Raw genomic sequence first — 16,016 nt, forward strand, 5'->3', positions numbered from 1 at the left:
GCGACGCGGGGTGGAGCTGTGGTGATGCCAGCTGCACCCCGCATTCTTTTGAGGGATAGGTAAGGCTCTCTCACCCTTCGAAAGAATCGCGGGTAAAGGTATTTGCCTGCCCGCGATGCTCGGTTCATAGAGTTATCTGCTCGGCTTACTTCTTGCTCATCACCATTGGGCATGCACTCGCCGAGAGCGGCGAGAACGCGTCTTCGCCCTTCACCGTGGCGAGGATTCTGAACACGTCATAGCTATCGGTGACCTCGGAAGGCTTCTTGACCTCGGCGAGATACATGTCGTGGACCATCAGATTGTCCGGACGCAGCTTGCCGTTGCGCAGAAAGGCATCGTCAAAGGTACGCCCCTGCAGATCCTTGACCACAGCGGCAGGATCCTTGGTATTCGCGGCCTCCACCGACTTGATGTAGTTCAGCGTCGAGGAATAGACACCGGCCTGCATCATGCTCGGCGGCTTGCCCATCTTGGCAGCGTAGCGCTTGGAGAATGCACGCGTGCGGTCGTCCATGTTCCAGTAGAAGCCGGACGTCACCAGCAGGCCTTGCGCGCTCTTCAATCCAACGCTGCGGATGTCATTCACGTCGATCAAGAGCGCAATCATCTTCTGATCACCGCCCATCAAACCGAACTCTTCTGCCTGCTTGATGGCGTTCTGCGTGTCACTGCCGGCATTGGCGATGGCGATGACCTTGGCGCCCGACGACTTGGCCGTCAGAAGCTGCGAGGAGAAATCCGCGGTGTTGATCGGATGCGGCGCACGGCCAAGCGCCTTGCCGCCGCCCTTCACGGCAACTTCCGTCACGTCACGCTCGAGTGCCTGGCCAAAGGCATAGTCCGCAACAACGAAGAACCATGTGTCGCCACCGCGCTGAAGCATCGCCTTGCCGGCGACATTGGCCAGCGCGTAAGTATTGTAGGTCCACTGAATGAAGTTCGGCGAACAGAACTTGCCGCTGAGATCCGCCGAACCGCCCGCCGACGTGATAAACATCTTGTTGCGATCCTTGGCGAAGGTCTGCACGGCGATGCAAACAGACGACACCGGCACGTCCAGAATGACGTCGACACCTTCCTGATCATACCACTGGCGCGCAATATTGCCGCCGACATCGGGCTTGTTGAGATGGTCGGCCTGGATCAGCTCTATCGCCTTGCCAAGCACCTTGCCGCCGCATTCCTCGATCGCGAGCTGCGCTGCCGCTACCGAGCCCTGCCCGCCATTGTCAGCGAACAGACCCGTCATGTCGGACAGCACACCAAACTTCAGTGGAGTATCCGCAGCGGCACGAACGATCGCCGGAGAAAAAACTGCAGCGCTGACGCCAGTTGCACCGAGGCCAGCTAGGAATGTACGTCGCTTCATCAATAGTCCTCCCGTTTTTGGTTTTTTGGTATGAAAGTATCGTCGTCCTATTGTGACGAAGATCATGGTGAGCCGGATGACGCTCCTTTGGCCGGCAGCTCGAATTCAAGCAGCGCAGAGCTGAATGATTTCCCGTGCGTATCCAGCGCGAGCGATCGCACAACACCGCCACCGAGCGCGCCCGTCAGCACGAAGTTTAGCGCGCCGAGCGCCGGCAATTCATAGCGCGTGACGGTGCCGGTGATGGTGTCGCCGAAATGGTCCGCGACGCAATCGGCGGTCACATGCTCGGCCAGAAACACGAAGTCCCCCATATCGAAAGCGATGACAGAAATGTTGGACGTGTCGCCCTTGTCGCCGCTGCGTGAATGCGCGATCTCACGGAGTTTCATGGTCAGGCCTCCATGAATGTGACTGATGACGTCACGACAGTTTCAGGCAGCAAAGCCGAAGCGACGCCGACGATTTCGCGCGCCGATTTCCAGGCCCCGCCGCCACCGGCAGGCCCGTTGGTGTAGAGCGTCTCGACCTCATTGCCGATCTTCACGGCCTCTGCGAGAGAGTCTGTGCGCCCCGCGACGCGGATGCGGACTTCATAGGGATCGTGGCCTTCGGGCAGGGTGTCACCATGCAGCGCATTGACGCCGATCAGGTCGAACCGGCTCTCCGTCATCTTCACGCCGGTGAGCGTGAGGCGTTCGCGCACAATCTCAAGCGCCAGACGCCCCCGCGCCACGGCATTGGCACCAGCATAGGAGATCTCGCCCTCACCGATATAGCTGTCGAGATAGCCGACAGACGTCTTCAGCAAGCCCGTCTTCGGCGCTCCGCTTCCACCTGTGACATGGATGCGATCCGGTCCGACCTCCTCGACACGCACCTGCGAAAAATCGGCAACCACATCCGGCTGGTAATAGCGGGTCGGATCATGAATTTCGTAGAGCAACTGCTCCGCCACCGTCGCGCGCGTGATCTGGCCGCCCGAACCCGCAACCTTGGTGACGACGAGATCGCCGTCTTCGCGCACCTCGCCGATCGGAAAGCCAAGTCGCGCGAGACCCTGCACATCCTTCACGCCGGGATCGGCGAAATAGCCGCCGGTGATCTGGCCAGCACATTCCAGGAGATGGCCGACCATGGTGCCTTTGCCAAGCAGCTCCCAGTCATCCATCGCCCAGCCGAATTCATGAACCAACGGCCCGAGAAACAGCGCCGGATCGGCCGCACGGCCGGTGATGACGACGTCGGCGCCACCGGCGAGCGCTTCGGCGATAGGAGCTGCGCCAGTATAGGCATTAGCAGAGATCACGCGGTTGCCGAGCGCTTTCACGGAGCCACCTTCGTCCAGCGCGACATCGGACGCGCGCGCCTGTTCCAGCACATCGTCGCCCGTTACTGCCGCAACCTTAAGACCGGGCAGACCGAGCGCCCTGGCGATGTCACGCGTCGCCTGCGCCGCCGCGACGGGATTCGCCGCGCCCATATTGGTGACGATCTTGACGCCATTCTTTCGACAGATCGGGAGCACCGCCTTCATGCGGTCGGCGAGCAGCGGATCGAAGCCGCCCTGCGGATCCTTCAAGCGGTCTTGTTGGGCTAGCGCGATGGTGCGTTCGGCAAGGCACTCGAAGACGAGATAATCGAGGTTGCCGCTTTCGGCGAGTTCGATTGCCGGTTCGATCCGGTCACCCGAATAGCCGGCACCAGCTCCGATCCTGATGGTGCGCACGAGCAGTTCTCCCTGGATCAAACCTGCCTGCAGTCACATCGCGAATAACGCGATCGCCGCATGCCCATCTCCCGATCGCTTTTTGACGGACACGCCACAGGCCCGAGCAGGTGATCACGCGCATGTCGCTTTCGGGCATTGAAGCCAGAAGCTTCTCTCTATTCAATTGAATTAATTCTATCCCATTGATAGAAGTTCTCTATGGATGTGAATCTCCGGCAGATCCGGTCTTTCGTCGTCGTCGCCCAAACTGGCAGCTTCACCCGCGCCGCGGAGTTGCTGCATCTGGCGCAGCCGACGCTGACGGTTCAGATCAGGCGCCTCGAAGAAACCCTTGAGGTGAAACTGTTCGATCGCAACACCCGCTCCGTCGAACTGACGCGGGTCGGCCGCGAACTGCTGCCGGTGTTTCAGCGCATGATCCGCGATCTCGATGCCGTCGTCGTGGATACTCGCGATATCGCGGCCAAGCGCCGGGGCATCGTCCGGATCGCGGCGCTTCCCTCAGTCGCCGCAGGTGCCCTGCCCGAGGCCATCAAGTCGTTTCGCGAGTTGCAGCCCGGCACATCTTTCGTCCTGAAGGACGTGATCGCCAACCGCGTCCTTGACCTCGTCCGCTCAGAAGAGGTCGATCTCGGCATCATGGGCGGCAGCGTCACCGGCCACGACGTGGAAGTGCTGCTCGAAGTGCGCGACCGCATGCATGTGGTGTTTCCGGCGAAGCACCCGATCGGCGGCATCCGCAAGGTCACCATCGACGATCTGATGAAATATCCGCTGGTGCTGATGGATCCCGCGACCAGCGTCCGCGCGGTCGTCGACAGCGCCTTCCTGACCGCGGGACACGTCGCGCAGCCGACCTGCGAGGCGACCTATATGATGACGGCCATCGCCATGGTGCGCGCCGGGCTGGGCATCACCATCCTGCCAGGCTCCGCACGCGAAATCGGCGCGGAGCCGGACCTGCGCTCGCGGCAGATCGACGTCGCGGATTTCTCGCGGGCCATCACCATCATCAAGAAGGCCGGCCGCACGCTGCCGCCGATCAGTGAAGCCTTTGGCGATCACCTCGCCAAGTCAATTGGCGCGCAGCCGTTATTCGCGCGCCGCTGATACCCGCGATTACTTCATCGCGTCATAGACTGCGAAGCTGTAGGCACCTTCCGGCTTCTTGGTAATCACGGGATCCGAACCGCCAGACATCAGCGTCGCAACCGTGCGATCATAGTCCTTGACGTCGAGCTTGCCATTGGCATCGCCGAGCAACTTGCTGACCTCGGTCATCATGCGCTTCTGGTCTTTGGCAGTCTTGGCGCCCGTGGAGTCGCCAGCCAGGATGATCTTCACGGCTTCGTCCGGATTAGCCTTGGCATAGTCCCAGCCCTTCATCGACGCCTTCACGAACTTCGCCATCTTGGCGACGAAGGCGGGATCCTTGAGGTTCTTGTCGAGCACCCAGAGACCATCCTCTAGCGTGGCGACGCCTTCGTCCTCATATTTGAACACGGTGAGCTGGCTCGGCTTGTAGCCGCCGTCGATCACCTGCCAGTATTCGTTATAGGCCATGGTCGACACGCAATCGGCCTGCTTTTGCAGCAGCGGATCGACATTGAAGCCTTGCTTGATGATCTTCACCCCGGCCGGCGAACCGTCGGTCTTGTAGCCCAGCTTCGACATCCAGGAGAGGAACGGATATTCGTTGCCACCATACCAGACGCCGGTGACCTTGCCCTTCAGATCGGTCGGCTTCTTGATGCCGGTCTCGGCGCGGCAGGTGAGTTCGAGCCCGGACTTCTTGAAGGTCTGCGAAATATTCACCAGCGGCACGCCCTTCTCGCGCGAGGCTAGCGCCGACGGCATCCAGTCCACCACCACATCGGCACCGCCGCCCGCGATCACTTGCGGTGGGGCGACATCGGGACCGCCCGGCTTGATCGTCACGTCGAGCCCGGCGTCCTTGTAGAAGCCCTTCTCCTTGGCGACGAAGTAGCCGGCGAACTGGGCCTGCGCGACCCATTTGAGCTGGATGGTGACCTTGTCCGCCGCTTGCGCGGAGCCGAGCGAGAGAGCCATCGCTGCGCCGAATGCCATGATCTTCTTCATGCTCAACTCCAGAATTGGCGAACCTGCCGAACTAGGTCCGCATCGATGGATGCCAAAACGTCGTCACGCGCTCGGCGAGCGCAACAAGTCCATAAAATGCCATTCCCGCGATCGCGGCCAGCGCGATCTCCGCCCACACCATATCGAGCGCCATACGCCCGGCTTCGGTGGAAATTCGAAAGCCGATGCCTTGTGTCGGCGTGCCGAAGAATTCCGCGACGATGGCACCGATCAGGGCCAGTGTGGCATTGATCTTCAGTGCATTGAAGATGAAAGGTAGAGCAGCGGGAAGATACAACTTGATGAGAGTCTGGGCATAGCTCGCGCCGTAAGAGCGCATCAGGTCACGCTCAATATCGCCGGCAGCTTGCAGACCGGCCAACGCATTCACCAGCATCGGGAAGAATGTCACCAGCGCCACGACCGCGGCCTTCGACGGCCAGTCGAAGCCGAACCACATGACCATGATCGGCGCGACGCCAACCAGCGGCAGCGCCGAGAAGAAGTTACCCAAGGGTAGCAGCCCGCGGCCGAGAAATTCAAAGCGATGCGCGAGGATCGCCACCAGAAGCCCGGCGCCGCAGCCGATGGCATAGCCGATCAACACACCACGGATGAAGGTCTGCACGAAATCCGCGCCCAATATCGGCAGCGACGCGATGAATTTTGCAGCTGCCGCGCTCGGCGACGGCAGCAGCACCGGCGGCACGCCGGCGCCGCGCACCACGACCTCCCAGAGATAGAACACTGCCGCACCGAACAGCAGCGGAATGGCGAGATCGATGACCTTGCGAAAGGCGCTGTTGCGCGGCTTCAACCCGGCCAGCGCGACGACACAGATCCACGACGCCAGCCAGACGCCGATCACCACCATCCAGAAGCCTGACGCGGCATCGCCAGCAATCAAGGGATCGCGCAACAGCGTCAACGTCATGTCCGCCGTGATACCTGCCCCGACAAGGCCGATCACAATAGCAGGCAGGCCACGGAAGCCGGCAGCGAAAGCGAAGACCAGCACGATCACGCCGGTGAGCAGGAAGGTCAGCGGCCGCGCCATCAGTGCTGCGACGGGCGTGCCGGCCAGCGGCAGCGGCAGCATCAGCGTGATCAGGACGCAGACGGCCGACATGATGAAGCCGAGGCAGATCTGGCGGCGGTTCATGACCGCGCGCCCATCCGCTGCGCCACCTTGCGCTCGGCATAGCTGACGATGGCGATCAAACCAGAAGCCAAAACGGCTGCGGCAACCAGCGCCGACCAGATCTGGATGGTCTGGCCGTAATAGGAGCCGGCCAGCAGGCGTGCACCGATGCCGGCTTCCGCGCCGGTCGGCAATTCCGCGACGATGGCGCCGATCAGCGAAATGGTGATGGCGACCTTGAGGCTGGCAAAGAGATAGGGCACCGCCGAGGGCCAGCGCAGTTTCGACAGCACCTGCCTAGATGTCGCCGACCATGTCCGCATCAGATCCATCTGCATCGGATCGGGCGAGGTGAAGCCTTTCACCATGCCGATGGTGATGGGGAAGAAGCTCAGATAGGCCGAGATAATCGATTTCGGCAGCAGGCCCTGTAGGCCGATGGCACCGAGCACCACAATGAAGATCGGCGCCAGCGCCAATATGGGCACCATCTGCGAGCAGATGATCCACGGCATCAGGCTGCGCTCCAGCACGCGGCTGTGCACGATGGCGAGCGCCAGCACGATGCCGAGCAGCGCGCCGAGCGCGAAGCCGAGCAGCGTCGCCGACAGCGTCACCATGGAATGATAGACGAGACTACGCGGCGCCGTCGGCGCATAGCCGAACACGCCGTCGATGAAAGCACCGACCACCTGATGCGGCGCCGGCAGCAGCGGCCGTTCCGCGCTCATGGTGCCTTCCAGCAATTCCATCGTCGTGTAAGGCGCTTCCTCGCGCTCGAAGCCGCCGCGCACAAGCGACAGGTTCATCAGCACGGCGCCGATGTACCAGACGACGATCAGCACCGCGACAATGGTCACCACCGGCGCGCTACGCTTGACCAGCGGATGCGTGCGCCATGCCGCACGCGCGACCGGCATCGTCTCTACCGTGCTACTCGTCATAGGAATGTCCGGCGCGCAGCCCGGTGCGCACGCGCTGCGCGATCGCCATGAATTCCGGCGTCTCGCGAATTTCCAGCGTGCGGTCGCGCCGGAAATTGCAGTCGATGATATCAGTGATACGGCCCGGCCGCGGCGACATCACCACGATCTTGGTGGAAAGAAACACCGCTTCGGGAATCGAATGCGTCACGAACAACACCGTCTTGCGGGTCTTGGCCCAGAGCTGCAGGAGCTGTTCATTGAGATGATCGCGTACGATCTCATCCAGTGCTCCGAACGGCTCGTCCATCAGCAACAATTCGGGATCGAACGACAGCGCACGTGCGATCGAGACCCGCTGCTGCATACCGCCGGAGAGCTGCCAGGGGAATTTCCGCTCGAAGCCGGTGAGATTGACCAGCGCCAGATAACGCGCCGCGCGCTGTTTCTGTTCGGTCGGCGAAAAGCCCATCAGCTCCAGCGGCAGCTTGAGATTGGCCTCGATGCTGCGCCAGGGAAACAGCGCCGGCGCCTGAAATACATAACCGTAATTGCGCCCGAGCCGCGCCTGCTCGGCGCTCATGCCATTCACAGTGACGTTCCCAGAGCTTGGCTGCTGCAGATCCGCGATCACACGCAGCAGCGTGGTCTTGCCGCAGCCGGAGGGACCGATGAAGGAGACGAACTCCCCACCACTGATTTGCAGATCGACATTGGATAGCGCTTCGACCTTGCCGTCGGCCGTATCGAAAGTGAGCGACACCTTGCTGACATCGACCGCAACGGGGCGTGTCACTGTGGATTGATAGATATGAGGTTCAGCGTCGGCAGTTGAGTTCATGCGCACCGGTTCGACCAGAAGGGTCACGCAGCCCCGCCAGCCCGTCAAAGCCTATGAGTTCTGCGGGACGTGGCAATTTGCCGCTTATCGAGGGATGATATCGGCATTGATCGCTGCATCAACACAATACTGTCAGCCCCCTCCTTCTGCCCGCTGATAGTTTGCGCAAGCGAAGAGGACTTATTGAGCAGGTATCATCCGGCGCGCTCTGGATGGCTTCTGGCCAAACGAAAGCGGCCGGGCACATGGCCCAGCCGCTTCGATGTCAATCAATACCAGCGAGATCAGGACGCCCGAAGTTAGGGCGCCTTGAAATCAGGATGCCTTGGCTGTCTTGTTCTTTGAGTTGCGCTGGAAGAACAGTGCCTGGCTGGCGACGGCCGAGACCATCGCGGGCTGGAACGGCTTCGAGATCAGGAAGGCCGGCTCCGGACGTTCGCCAGTCAGGAAACGCTCCGGATAGGCGGTGATGAAGACTACCGGCACTTCGAAGATGCGCAGCAACTCGTTCACCGCATCGAGACCCGAGCTGCCATCGGCGAGCTGGATATCGGCGAGGATCAGGCCGGGCTTCCTGTTCTTTGCGAGCGCAACCGCATCTGCATGGGTGCGTGCAACGCCGATGACGTTATGACCGAGATTCTTCACGAGGCTTTCGAGATCCATCGCGATGAAGGTCTCGTCCTCGATGATAAGAACGTCGGTGGCGATTTCGGCGGCCATTTCTCGGCCGGCCGTATCGGCCAGCGTACGCACTTCCGCCACATCAGCGTCGAGTACGAAGGCGACTTCCTCTTCCGAGAAGCCTTCGAGCGACAGCAACAGGAAGGCCTGTCGTGGCAGCGGGGTGATGTTGGAAATGCGCTTCTCGGAGGCGGCCTGCAGCGGCGCGACGTCCGGATTGTCGTTCAAGGCGACAGAGTTCCAAATCTGGGTGAACAGGCGAAACAAGCCGGCACGGGCTCCGTGTTGCTCGTCGAGCAACGACTGGTCCTGCAGCAACGCTTCCAGCATGGCGCCTACATAGGCATCGCCTGAGGCCTGGTTACCTGTGAGGGCGCGGGCATAGCGCCGCAACAGCGGCAAGTGTTCAGCTACGAGCTGTGATCGGGACATCCCCACTCCATCCTGTCTGGTCAAAGACGACTCTACGTCAAAGTCGAAGGGGTATTCGGATACAATCCGGCTCCCTCGTTGTGCTTGTTTACGCCCCAGCCAGACAAAAGTTCCATCGGGTCGGAACTTTCGGCCACGCTCCGCATTAGATCGCCGACAGACGCCGCAAAGGCTTCAAAAATCAAGAAAATTTCTCAAATTCCAGGGACATGTCTTCTGGGGAATGTGGAACGGGTCATGAAAGATGTGAAGCCAAAGGGCGGATTAAACGCCGAAATCCAGTCACGGATCGGGCATCAGTTGCGCGCCATGTACGACGATGTCGTGCGACAGGGCGTGCCGGACCGATTTGCGGAGCTGATCCGCAAGCTGGACGGGGCTGAAGCTCAAGCCCAGATCGCTGGCGATCCTGGCAAAAATGAAGGAGGGGAATAATGCCTCTCACAGACTCACTCCGCGACGACATTCTGGCGTCGGTGCCTAGCCTGCGCGCCTTCGCGATCTCGCTCTCCGGCAACGGCGACCGGGCCGATGACCTCGTTCAGGAAACGCTGTTGCGCGCTCTCGCCAATATCGACTCCTTCCAGGTCGGCTCGAATCTCCCTGCGTGGTTGTTCACCATTCTGCGCAACCTGTTCCGGTCGGACTATCGCAAGCGGCGGCGGGAAGTTGAGGATGCGGACGGTAGCTATGCCAAGACTCTGAAGACCCAGCCGGCACAAAACGCCCATCTGGAATTTGAGGAGTTTCGCGCGGCGCTTGAGAAGCTTCCGCAGGATCAGCGCGAAGCGCTTATTCTCGTCGGCGCATCGGGCTTCTCCTATGAGGACGCGGCCACGATCTGCGGCTGCGCCGTCGGCACCATCAAGAGCCGCGTCAACCGCGCGCGTTCGAAGCTCAGCGCTCTTCTCTATGTGGATGGCGCGGAAGACTTCGGCCCGGACGATACCGTCCGCGCAGTGATCGGCGGATCGGGCGGTTAGTTCGATCCGACAATTGAGGCAAGACAAGCGGTCACTTCGGTGACCGCTTTTTTTGTGCGAGTTGGTATGCGTGTATCAGCAGCGCGCCGACTCTTCCGCAATCGGGGCGAAGGAACCGCCACCATCTTTCTGCCACACAGAAAGTGCCCCTCGCGCTCACATCGCTGGGGATTTGTTGATGCACAGGCCATTAACGCCTCGCGACTGCTGTACGAGGACCAACCCGGGATGCCTGCCTTTCGACCACGAACAATCTCGCTTGCCGCCGCACTGAGCATCGCCTGCGCCGGCCATGCCCTCGCGCAGAAGCGATACGATCCCGGCGCATCCGACACCGAGATCAAGATCGGCAACATCATGCCCTATAGCGGGCCGGCTTCGGCCTATGGCATCGCGGGCATCATCGAGGCCGCTTATTTCCGGATGATCAACGATCAGGGCGGCATCAACGGCCGCAAGATCAATTTCATCAGCTATGACGATGCCTATAATCCGTCCAAGGCCGTCGAGCAGGCCCGCAAGCTGGTGGAATCGGACGAGGTGCTCGTGGTGTTTAACCCACTAGGCACACCGTCCAATGCGGCGATCCAAAAATATCTCAACATCAAGAAAGTGCCGCAACTGTTCGTCGCCGCCGGCGCGACCTATTTCGGAAATCACAAGGCTTTCCCGTGGACCATAGCGTGGCAGCCGCCCTATGAGAGCGAGGGCCGCATCTATGCGAAATATCTGCTGAACGAAAAGCCCGACGCGAAGATCGCGATGCTCTATCAGAACGACGACCTCGGCAAGGACGTGCTGAAGGGCCTGAAAGATGGTCTCGGCGACAAAGCTGGAGGCATGCTGATCGCCGCCGAAAGCTATGAGGTCACCGAGCCGACCATCGATAGCCACATCATCAATCTGAAAGCCTCTGGCGCCGATACGTTCATCAGCGTCACGACACCGAAGTCGGCGGTCCAGAGTATCCGCAAGGTGGCTGAACTCGGCTGGAAGCCGCTCTACATCCAGGGCTATGCCAGCGCGTCGATCAGTTCCGTGCTGAAACCGGCGGGACAGGAGATTTCGCAAGGCATCCTGTCGGCCTATTACGCCAAGGACGGCTCCGATCCGCAATGGGACACCGACCCCGGCATGCAGCGCTTCTACGCGTTTCTCGCCAAATACGCGCCGGACGCCCGCCGCAACGACATCTCCGTGGTCTATGGCTACGGCGCGGCGCAGACCATGGTGCAGGTTCTGCAGCAGGCGGGCGATAATCTCACCCGCGACAATGTGATGAAGCAAGCCGCCAGCCTGAAGGACTTCGCGCCGGACACGATGCTGCCAGGCGTCAAGCTCAATACCGCCGCCGATGATTTCTACCCGATCGAACAGTTGCAGATGATGCGCTTCAAGGGCGACAAATGGGAGTTATTTGGCCCTGTAATCTCGGGCGAGATCAGCCGCTGAATTATGCCGGGGGACGGCATATCCATTGCCCAATAAAGCAGCCCTTCGCGGTGTCGTCGCGAGGGGCTTTTTGTTGCCGCATACACGCGAACGGTGTTCAATCCGGCCGGAGCCGCAAAGGCCCGCAAAACAAGACGAATAAAAATCAGGGAGTTCTGAAATGCCTTCGATCCGATCGCGCGCACTGGCTTTGTCGGTTGCCGCGGCCCTCAGCGTCGCAGCCAGCGGCGGCGCGCTGGCCCAGAAGAAATACGACACCGGCGCCACTGACACCGAAATCACGATCGGCAACATTATGCCGTATAGCGGCCCTGCCTCGTCCTACGGACTGATCGGCAAGACTGAAACCGCCTATTTCAAAATGGTCAACGACCAGGGCGGCATCAACGGCCGCAAGATCAATTTCATAAGCTACGATGACGCCTATTCGCCGCCGAAGGCGGTCGAGCAGGCCCGCAAGCTGGTCGAAAGCGACGAGGCACTGTTCATCTTCAATTCGCTCGGCACGCCGTCGAATACCGCGTTCCAGAAATACATGAATGCCAAGAAGGTGCCGCAACTCTTCGTCGCTACCGGCGCCAGCAAGTGGAACGATCCGAAGCACTTCCCGTGGACGATGGGCTGGCAGCCAAGCTACGCGGTCGAAGCACAGATTTATGCAAAATATCTGATGAAGGAGAAGCCGAACGCCAAGGTCGCAGTGATCTATCAGAACGACGACTTCGGCAAGGACTACCAGAAGGCGTTCAAGGAAGCGCTGGGCGCCAAGGCCGCCACAATGCTCGTTACGGAAGAGAGCTATGAGATTTCCGAGCCGACCATCGATTCCCACATCGTGAAAGTGAAGTCGCTCAATCCTGATGTTGTCGTCCATTTCGTAACGCCGAAATTCGCGGCTCAAGGCATCAAGAAAATCGGTGAACTCGGCTGGAAGCCGCTGCAGCTCGTGACCAATGTCAGCGTCTCCGTCGGAGCAGTGATGCAGCCGGCAGGCTTTGCCAATGCAGAGGGCGTCCTGTCGGCCGACTACCGCAAGGACGGCGCGGATTCGCAATGGAAAGACGATGCGGGCATGAAGAAATGGTCGGCCTTCATCGACAAATACATGCCGGGTGCCGATCGCACCGACAACAGCCTCGTCTACGGTTATGGCGCCGCGCAGACACTGGTGAAGGTGCTCGAGATGTGCGGTGACAACCTGACCCGCGAGAATGTCATGAAGCAGGCGGCAAGCCTGAAGGACTTCGCGCCAGACACGCTGCTGCCGGGCATTACCATCTCCACCTCGGCCACCGACTATGCGCCGATCGCGCAGTTGCGGATGATGCGCTTCAAGGGTGACAAGTGGGAGCTGTTCGGCGACGTGATCAATGCCGATACAACTGCGCCGGACTAGTGCCGCAGCACTTTGCACTGCACCACTGAAATAACGGAGCCCCTGCGATTTGGTCGCAGGGGCTTATTCTTGTGACTGGCGCATCAGGGGTATTCAATGCGGACAGGAGTCGCAGAACTCCACCAAAGACCTGGGAAGAAATGATCACGGAGATCCATGATGCTCGCACGATCCATGCGCCTTGCAGCACTGCCTGCTGCTATGGCGCTTCTGGCCGCCAGTGTGTCCGGCGCGCTCGCGCAAAAGAAATACGACACCGGCGCCACCGATACCGAAATCAAGATCGGCAACATCATCCCTTATAGCGGCCCGGCATCCGCCTATGGAACGATCGGCAAGACCGAGACTGCCTATTTCAACATGATTAATGCCCAAGGCGGCATCAACGGACGCAAGATCAACTTCATCAGTTACGACGACGCGTACTCGCCGCCGAAGGCCGTCGAGCAGGTGCGAAGGCTGGTGGAGAGCGACGAGGTGCTGGTGGTGTTCAACCCACTCGGCACGCCGTCCAATACCGCGATTCAGAAATATCTGAACGGCAAGAAAGTGCCGCAGCTCTTCGTTGCCACCGGCGCCACCAAATGGAACGATCCGAAGAACTTCCCCTGGACGATCGGCTGGCAGCCCTCCTATCAGAGCGAAGCACAGATCTATGCGAAGTATCTTCTGAAGGAGAAGCCGAATGCGAAAATCGGCGTGCTTTACCAGAACGACGATTTCGGCAAGGACTATCTGAAGGGCTTCAAGGACGGCCTCGGCGACAAGGCAGCATCGATGATCACCATCGAGGACAGCTACGAGATCGCCGAACCGACCATTGACACCCATGTGGTGAAGCTGAAAGCTGCGAACCCCGACGTGCTGATGATCTTCACCACGCCAAAATTCGCGGCACAGACTATCAAGAAGACCGCCGAGCTTGGCTGGAAGCCGCTACAGATTCTCGCCAATGTCAGCGTCTCCGTGGGAGCGGTGATGCAGCCCGCCGGCTTCGACAATGCGCAAGGCGTGCTGTCGGCCTCCTACACCAAGGACGGCACCGACTCGCAGTGGAAGGACGATCCCGGCATGAAGAAGTGGAACGCGTTCCTCGACAAGTACATGCCGGACGCCAACAAGGCGGATTCGAGCACAGTCTATGGCTATGGTGCTGCGCAGACGCTGGTCAAGGTGCTGCAGATGTGCGGCGACGACCTGACCCGGGCGAATGTCATGAAGCAGACCGCCAGCCTGAAGGACTTCACGCCGGACACGCTACTGCCGGGCATTACCATCAATACCTCGCCCACCGATTTCGCGCCGATCTCGCAATTGCAGATGCAGCGCTTCAAGGGCGACAAATGGGAGCGCTTCGGCGAGATCTTCAGCGCCGACGCCGTCACACAATAACTCTGCAGCGCCTGCAGCTCTGCTGCATCAGCGAACACGAATTATACCGCTCTCGCGACCACGTCGCGGGGGCTTTTTCTTGCTGGCGATCCCGCGCGGGTGTTGAATGTCGTCAGGAGCCGCAGAGCTCCACGTCAAGAAACACGACACATCACAATTGATCAGGGAGATCAGAAATGCCCGCAATCCATCTGCGCCTGGCCGCACTTCCGGCTGCCTCTTTGGCTGGCTTGGCTTTGCTCGCCGCATCCGCCACCGGCGCGCTCGCCCAAAAAAAATACGACACCGGCGCCTCGGACACCGAAATCAAGATCGGCAACATCATGCCCTATAGCGGACCCGCCTCCGCCTATGGCGTGATCGGAAAAACCGAGGAAGCCTATTTCAAGAAGATCAATGCTGCCGGCGGCATCAACGGCCGCAAGATCAACTTCATCAGTTATGACGATGCCTATTCGCCGCCAAAGACCGTCGAGCAGGCGCGCAAGCTGGTGGAATCGGACGAAGTTCTGCTGGTGTTCAACTCGCTCGGCACACCGCCGAACTCGGCGATCCAGAAATACATGAACAGCAAGAAGGTGCCGCAACTGTTCGTGGCCACCGGCGCCACCAAGTGGAACGACCCGAAGGACTTCCCCTGGACCATGGGCTGGCAGCCCAACTACCAGAGCGAGACGCAGATCTATGCAAAATATCTTTTGAAGGAAAAGCCCGGCGCGAAGATTGCCGTCCTTTACCAGAACGATGACTACGGCAAGGACTACCTCAAGGGCCTGAAGGACGGGCTTGGCGCAAAGGCCGCTTCGATGATCGTGGTGGAGGAGAGCTACGAGACCTCCGAGCCGACCATCGACAATCACATCGTCAAGCTAAAGTCGTTGAACGCCGACGTGTTCGTCAATATCACGACGCCGAAATTTGCGGCACAGGCTATCAAGAAGGCCGCCGAGATCGGCTGGAAACCGATGCACTTCCTCAACAACGTGTCCAACTCGATCGGCAGCGTGATGAAGCCGGCCGGCTTCGAAAACTCGCAGGACATTATTTCCGCTGCGTATCTGAAGGACGTCGCGGACACCCAGTGGAACAACGACCCCGGCATGAAGGAATTTCTCGCCTTCCTCGACAAGGATTTTCCGGAAGGCAACAAGCTCGATGGATTGATCGTTACCGGTTATGGGGTCGCCCAGACGCTGGTTGAGGTTCTCAAGAAGTGCGGTGACAACCTGACCCGCGAAAACGTCATGAAGCAGGCGGCCAGCCTGAAGGACTTCCGAACCGAGGTGCTGCTACCCGGCATCAAGATCAACACATCTGCGACCGACTTTGCGCCGATCAGCCAGCTTCAGCTGATGCGTTTCAAGGGCGATAAATGGGAGCTGTTCGGCGAGGTCATTAGCGCTGACGTTGGTGGCTGATCGCCTTCATTCCACATAACGGAAAATACTAAGGCCCGCGTCAAAAACAGCGCGGGCCTTGTTGCGTTTCTGGTCGCTTTCCATTTGAGCCATTGTGCAATCGCGGTATGACTATCTCGCAGGCGCAAAAGAGCCTGCAGAACAAGAAAA

Annotated in this window: 15 protein-coding genes; 7 read left to right on the forward strand and 8 right to left on the reverse strand. The window is 59.9% G+C overall.

What is annotated here, in order from left to right:
• Positions 1-145: 145 nt before the first annotated feature.
• The 3 genes from AB8A50_RS13970 to AB8A50_RS13980 all read right to left on the reverse strand — a co-directional run bounded on the left by AB8A50_RS13970 (position 146) and on the right by AB8A50_RS13980 (position 3,101).
• Positions 146-1,372, reverse strand: coding sequence for an ABC transporter substrate-binding protein (locus tag AB8A50_RS13970; RefSeq protein WP_089265434.1), 1,227 nt, complete (start codon positions 1,370-1,372; stop codon positions 146-148).
• A 62-nt stretch (positions 1,373-1,434) separates the two neighbouring features.
• Positions 1,435-1,764, reverse strand: coding sequence for an AtuA-related protein (locus AB8A50_RS13975; protein ID WP_439078027.1), 330 nt, complete (start codon positions 1,762-1,764; stop codon positions 1,435-1,437).
• Positions 1,765-1,766: 2 nt separating this feature from the next.
• On the reverse strand, positions 1,767-3,101 hold the full coding sequence (locus AB8A50_RS13980) for an acyclic terpene utilization AtuA family protein (protein WP_439078028.1): 1,335 nt from the start codon (positions 3,099-3,101) through the stop codon (positions 1,767-1,769).
• Positions 3,102-3,302: 201 nt separating this feature from the next.
• On the opposite strand from AB8A50_RS13980, the gene AB8A50_RS13985 reads away from it, so the two are divergent.
• A complete protein-coding gene (locus tag AB8A50_RS13985) occupies positions 3,303-4,214 on the forward strand; it encodes a LysR family transcriptional regulator (protein ID WP_439078030.1) in 912 nt (303 codons plus the stop codon).
• Between the two features lie 9 nt (positions 4,215-4,223).
• Here AB8A50_RS13985 and AB8A50_RS13990 read toward each other — a convergent pair whose 3' ends face one another.
• From AB8A50_RS13990 to AB8A50_RS14010, 5 genes are all read right to left on the reverse strand, one after another.
• Positions 4,224-5,204, reverse strand: a complete 981-nt coding sequence (locus tag AB8A50_RS13990) for an ABC transporter substrate-binding protein (RefSeq protein WP_089265437.1) — start codon at positions 5,202-5,204, stop codon at positions 4,224-4,226.
• A 31-nt stretch (positions 5,205-5,235) separates the two neighbouring features.
• Positions 5,236-6,366, reverse strand: a complete 1,131-nt coding sequence (locus AB8A50_RS13995; protein WP_439078031.1) for an ABC transporter permease — start codon at positions 6,364-6,366, stop codon at positions 5,236-5,238.
• Positions 6,363-7,289, reverse strand: a complete 927-nt coding sequence (locus tag AB8A50_RS14000) for an ABC transporter permease (protein WP_439078033.1) — start codon at positions 7,287-7,289, stop codon at positions 6,363-6,365. The genes AB8A50_RS13995 and AB8A50_RS14000 overlap by 4 nt, the downstream gene beginning before the upstream one ends.
• The gene (locus tag AB8A50_RS14005; protein WP_439079977.1) at positions 7,279-8,109 is read right to left on the reverse strand and encodes an ABC transporter ATP-binding protein; all 831 of its coding nucleotides are present in this window, start codon (positions 8,107-8,109) and stop codon (positions 7,279-7,281) included. Before AB8A50_RS14005 ends, AB8A50_RS14000 begins: the two co-directional genes overlap by 11 nt.
• Before the next feature lie 315 nt (positions 8,110-8,424).
• Complete coding sequence (locus AB8A50_RS14010) at positions 8,425-9,225, reverse strand: response regulator (protein WP_439078034.1); 801 nt, start codon at positions 9,223-9,225, stop codon at positions 8,425-8,427.
• Between the two features lie 237 nt (positions 9,226-9,462).
• On the opposite strand from AB8A50_RS14010, the gene AB8A50_RS14015 reads away from it, so the two are divergent.
• The 6 genes from AB8A50_RS14015 to AB8A50_RS14040 all read left to right on the forward strand — a co-directional run bounded on the left by AB8A50_RS14015 (position 9,463) and on the right by AB8A50_RS14040 (position 15,866).
• Positions 9,463-9,660, forward strand: coding sequence for a NepR family anti-sigma factor (locus AB8A50_RS14015; RefSeq protein ID WP_068735402.1), 198 nt, complete (start codon positions 9,463-9,465; stop codon positions 9,658-9,660).
• Positions 9,660-10,208 carry a sigma-70 family RNA polymerase sigma factor gene (locus AB8A50_RS14020; RefSeq protein WP_068735058.1) on the forward strand — a complete coding sequence of 183 codons (549 nt, stop codon included), beginning with the start codon at positions 9,660-9,662 and terminating at the stop codon, positions 10,206-10,208. The genes AB8A50_RS14015 and AB8A50_RS14020 overlap by 1 nt, the downstream gene beginning before the upstream one ends.
• A gap of 228 nt (positions 10,209-10,436) precedes the next feature.
• Positions 10,437-11,660, forward strand: coding sequence for an ABC transporter substrate-binding protein (locus AB8A50_RS14025; RefSeq protein WP_439078036.1), 1,224 nt, complete (start codon positions 10,437-10,439; stop codon positions 11,658-11,660).
• A 160-nt stretch (positions 11,661-11,820) separates the two neighbouring features.
• The gene (locus tag AB8A50_RS14030) at positions 11,821-13,056 is read left to right on the forward strand and encodes an ABC transporter substrate-binding protein (protein WP_439078038.1); all 1,236 of its coding nucleotides are present in this window, start codon (positions 11,821-11,823) and stop codon (positions 13,054-13,056) included.
• A 156-nt stretch (positions 13,057-13,212) separates the two neighbouring features.
• A complete protein-coding gene (locus AB8A50_RS14035) occupies positions 13,213-14,448 on the forward strand; it encodes an ABC transporter substrate-binding protein (protein WP_439078040.1) in 1,236 nt (411 codons plus the stop codon).
• A 176-nt stretch (positions 14,449-14,624) separates the two neighbouring features.
• On the forward strand, positions 14,625-15,866 hold the full coding sequence (locus AB8A50_RS14040) for an ABC transporter substrate-binding protein (protein ID WP_093756835.1): 1,242 nt from the start codon (positions 14,625-14,627) through the stop codon (positions 15,864-15,866).
• Positions 15,867-16,016 lie beyond the last annotated feature (150 nt).

The sequence above is a fragment of the Tardiphaga sp. 841_E9_N1_2 genome (assembly GCF_051811065.1).
Lineage (GTDB): Bacteria > Pseudomonadota > Alphaproteobacteria > Rhizobiales > Xanthobacteraceae > Tardiphaga > Tardiphaga robiniae.

What these genes read in the sequence shown, in the direction of transcription:
- AB8A50_RS14015 (WP_068735402.1), top strand. Translation starts at nt 9,463, where the DNA reads ATGAAAGATGTGAAGCCAAAGGGCGGATTAAACGCCGAAATCCAGTCA.
- AB8A50_RS14020 (WP_068735058.1), top strand. Translation starts at nt 9,660, where the DNA reads ATGCCTCTCACAGACTCACTCCGCGACGACATTCTGGCGTCGGTGCCT.
- AB8A50_RS14025 (WP_439078036.1), top strand. Translation starts at nt 10,437, where the DNA reads ATGCCTGCCTTTCGACCACGAACAATCTCGCTTGCCGCCGCACTGAGC.
- AB8A50_RS13990 (WP_089265437.1), bottom strand. Translation starts at nt 5,204, where the DNA reads ATGAAGAAGATCATGGCATTCGGCGCAGCGATGGCTCTCTCGCTCGGC.
- AB8A50_RS14000 (WP_439078033.1), bottom strand. Translation starts at nt 7,289, where the DNA reads ATGACGAGTAGCACGGTAGAGACGATGCCGGTCGCGCGTGCGGCATGG.
- AB8A50_RS13975 (WP_439078027.1), bottom strand. Translation starts at nt 1,764, where the DNA reads ATGAAACTCCGTGAGATCGCGCATTCACGCAGCGGCGACAAGGGCGAC.
- AB8A50_RS14030 (WP_439078038.1), top strand. Translation starts at nt 11,821, where the DNA reads ATGCCTTCGATCCGATCGCGCGCACTGGCTTTGTCGGTTGCCGCGGCC.
- AB8A50_RS14035 (WP_439078040.1), top strand. Translation starts at nt 13,213, where the DNA reads ATGATGCTCGCACGATCCATGCGCCTTGCAGCACTGCCTGCTGCTATG.
- AB8A50_RS14010 (WP_439078034.1), bottom strand. Translation starts at nt 9,225, where the DNA reads ATGTCCCGATCACAGCTCGTAGCTGAACACTTGCCGCTGTTGCGGCGC.
- AB8A50_RS13995 (WP_439078031.1), bottom strand. Translation starts at nt 6,366, where the DNA reads ATGAACCGCCGCCAGATCTGCCTCGGCTTCATCATGTCGGCCGTCTGC.
- AB8A50_RS13970 (WP_089265434.1), bottom strand. Translation starts at nt 1,372, where the DNA reads ATGAAGCGACGTACATTCCTAGCTGGCCTCGGTGCAACTGGCGTCAGC.
- AB8A50_RS13985 (WP_439078030.1), top strand. Translation starts at nt 3,303, where the DNA reads ATGGATGTGAATCTCCGGCAGATCCGGTCTTTCGTCGTCGTCGCCCAA.
- AB8A50_RS14005 (WP_439079977.1), bottom strand. Translation starts at nt 8,109, where the DNA reads ATGAACTCAACTGCCGACGCTGAACCTCATATCTATCAATCCACAGTG.
- AB8A50_RS14040 (WP_093756835.1), top strand. Translation starts at nt 14,625, where the DNA reads ATGCCCGCAATCCATCTGCGCCTGGCCGCACTTCCGGCTGCCTCTTTG.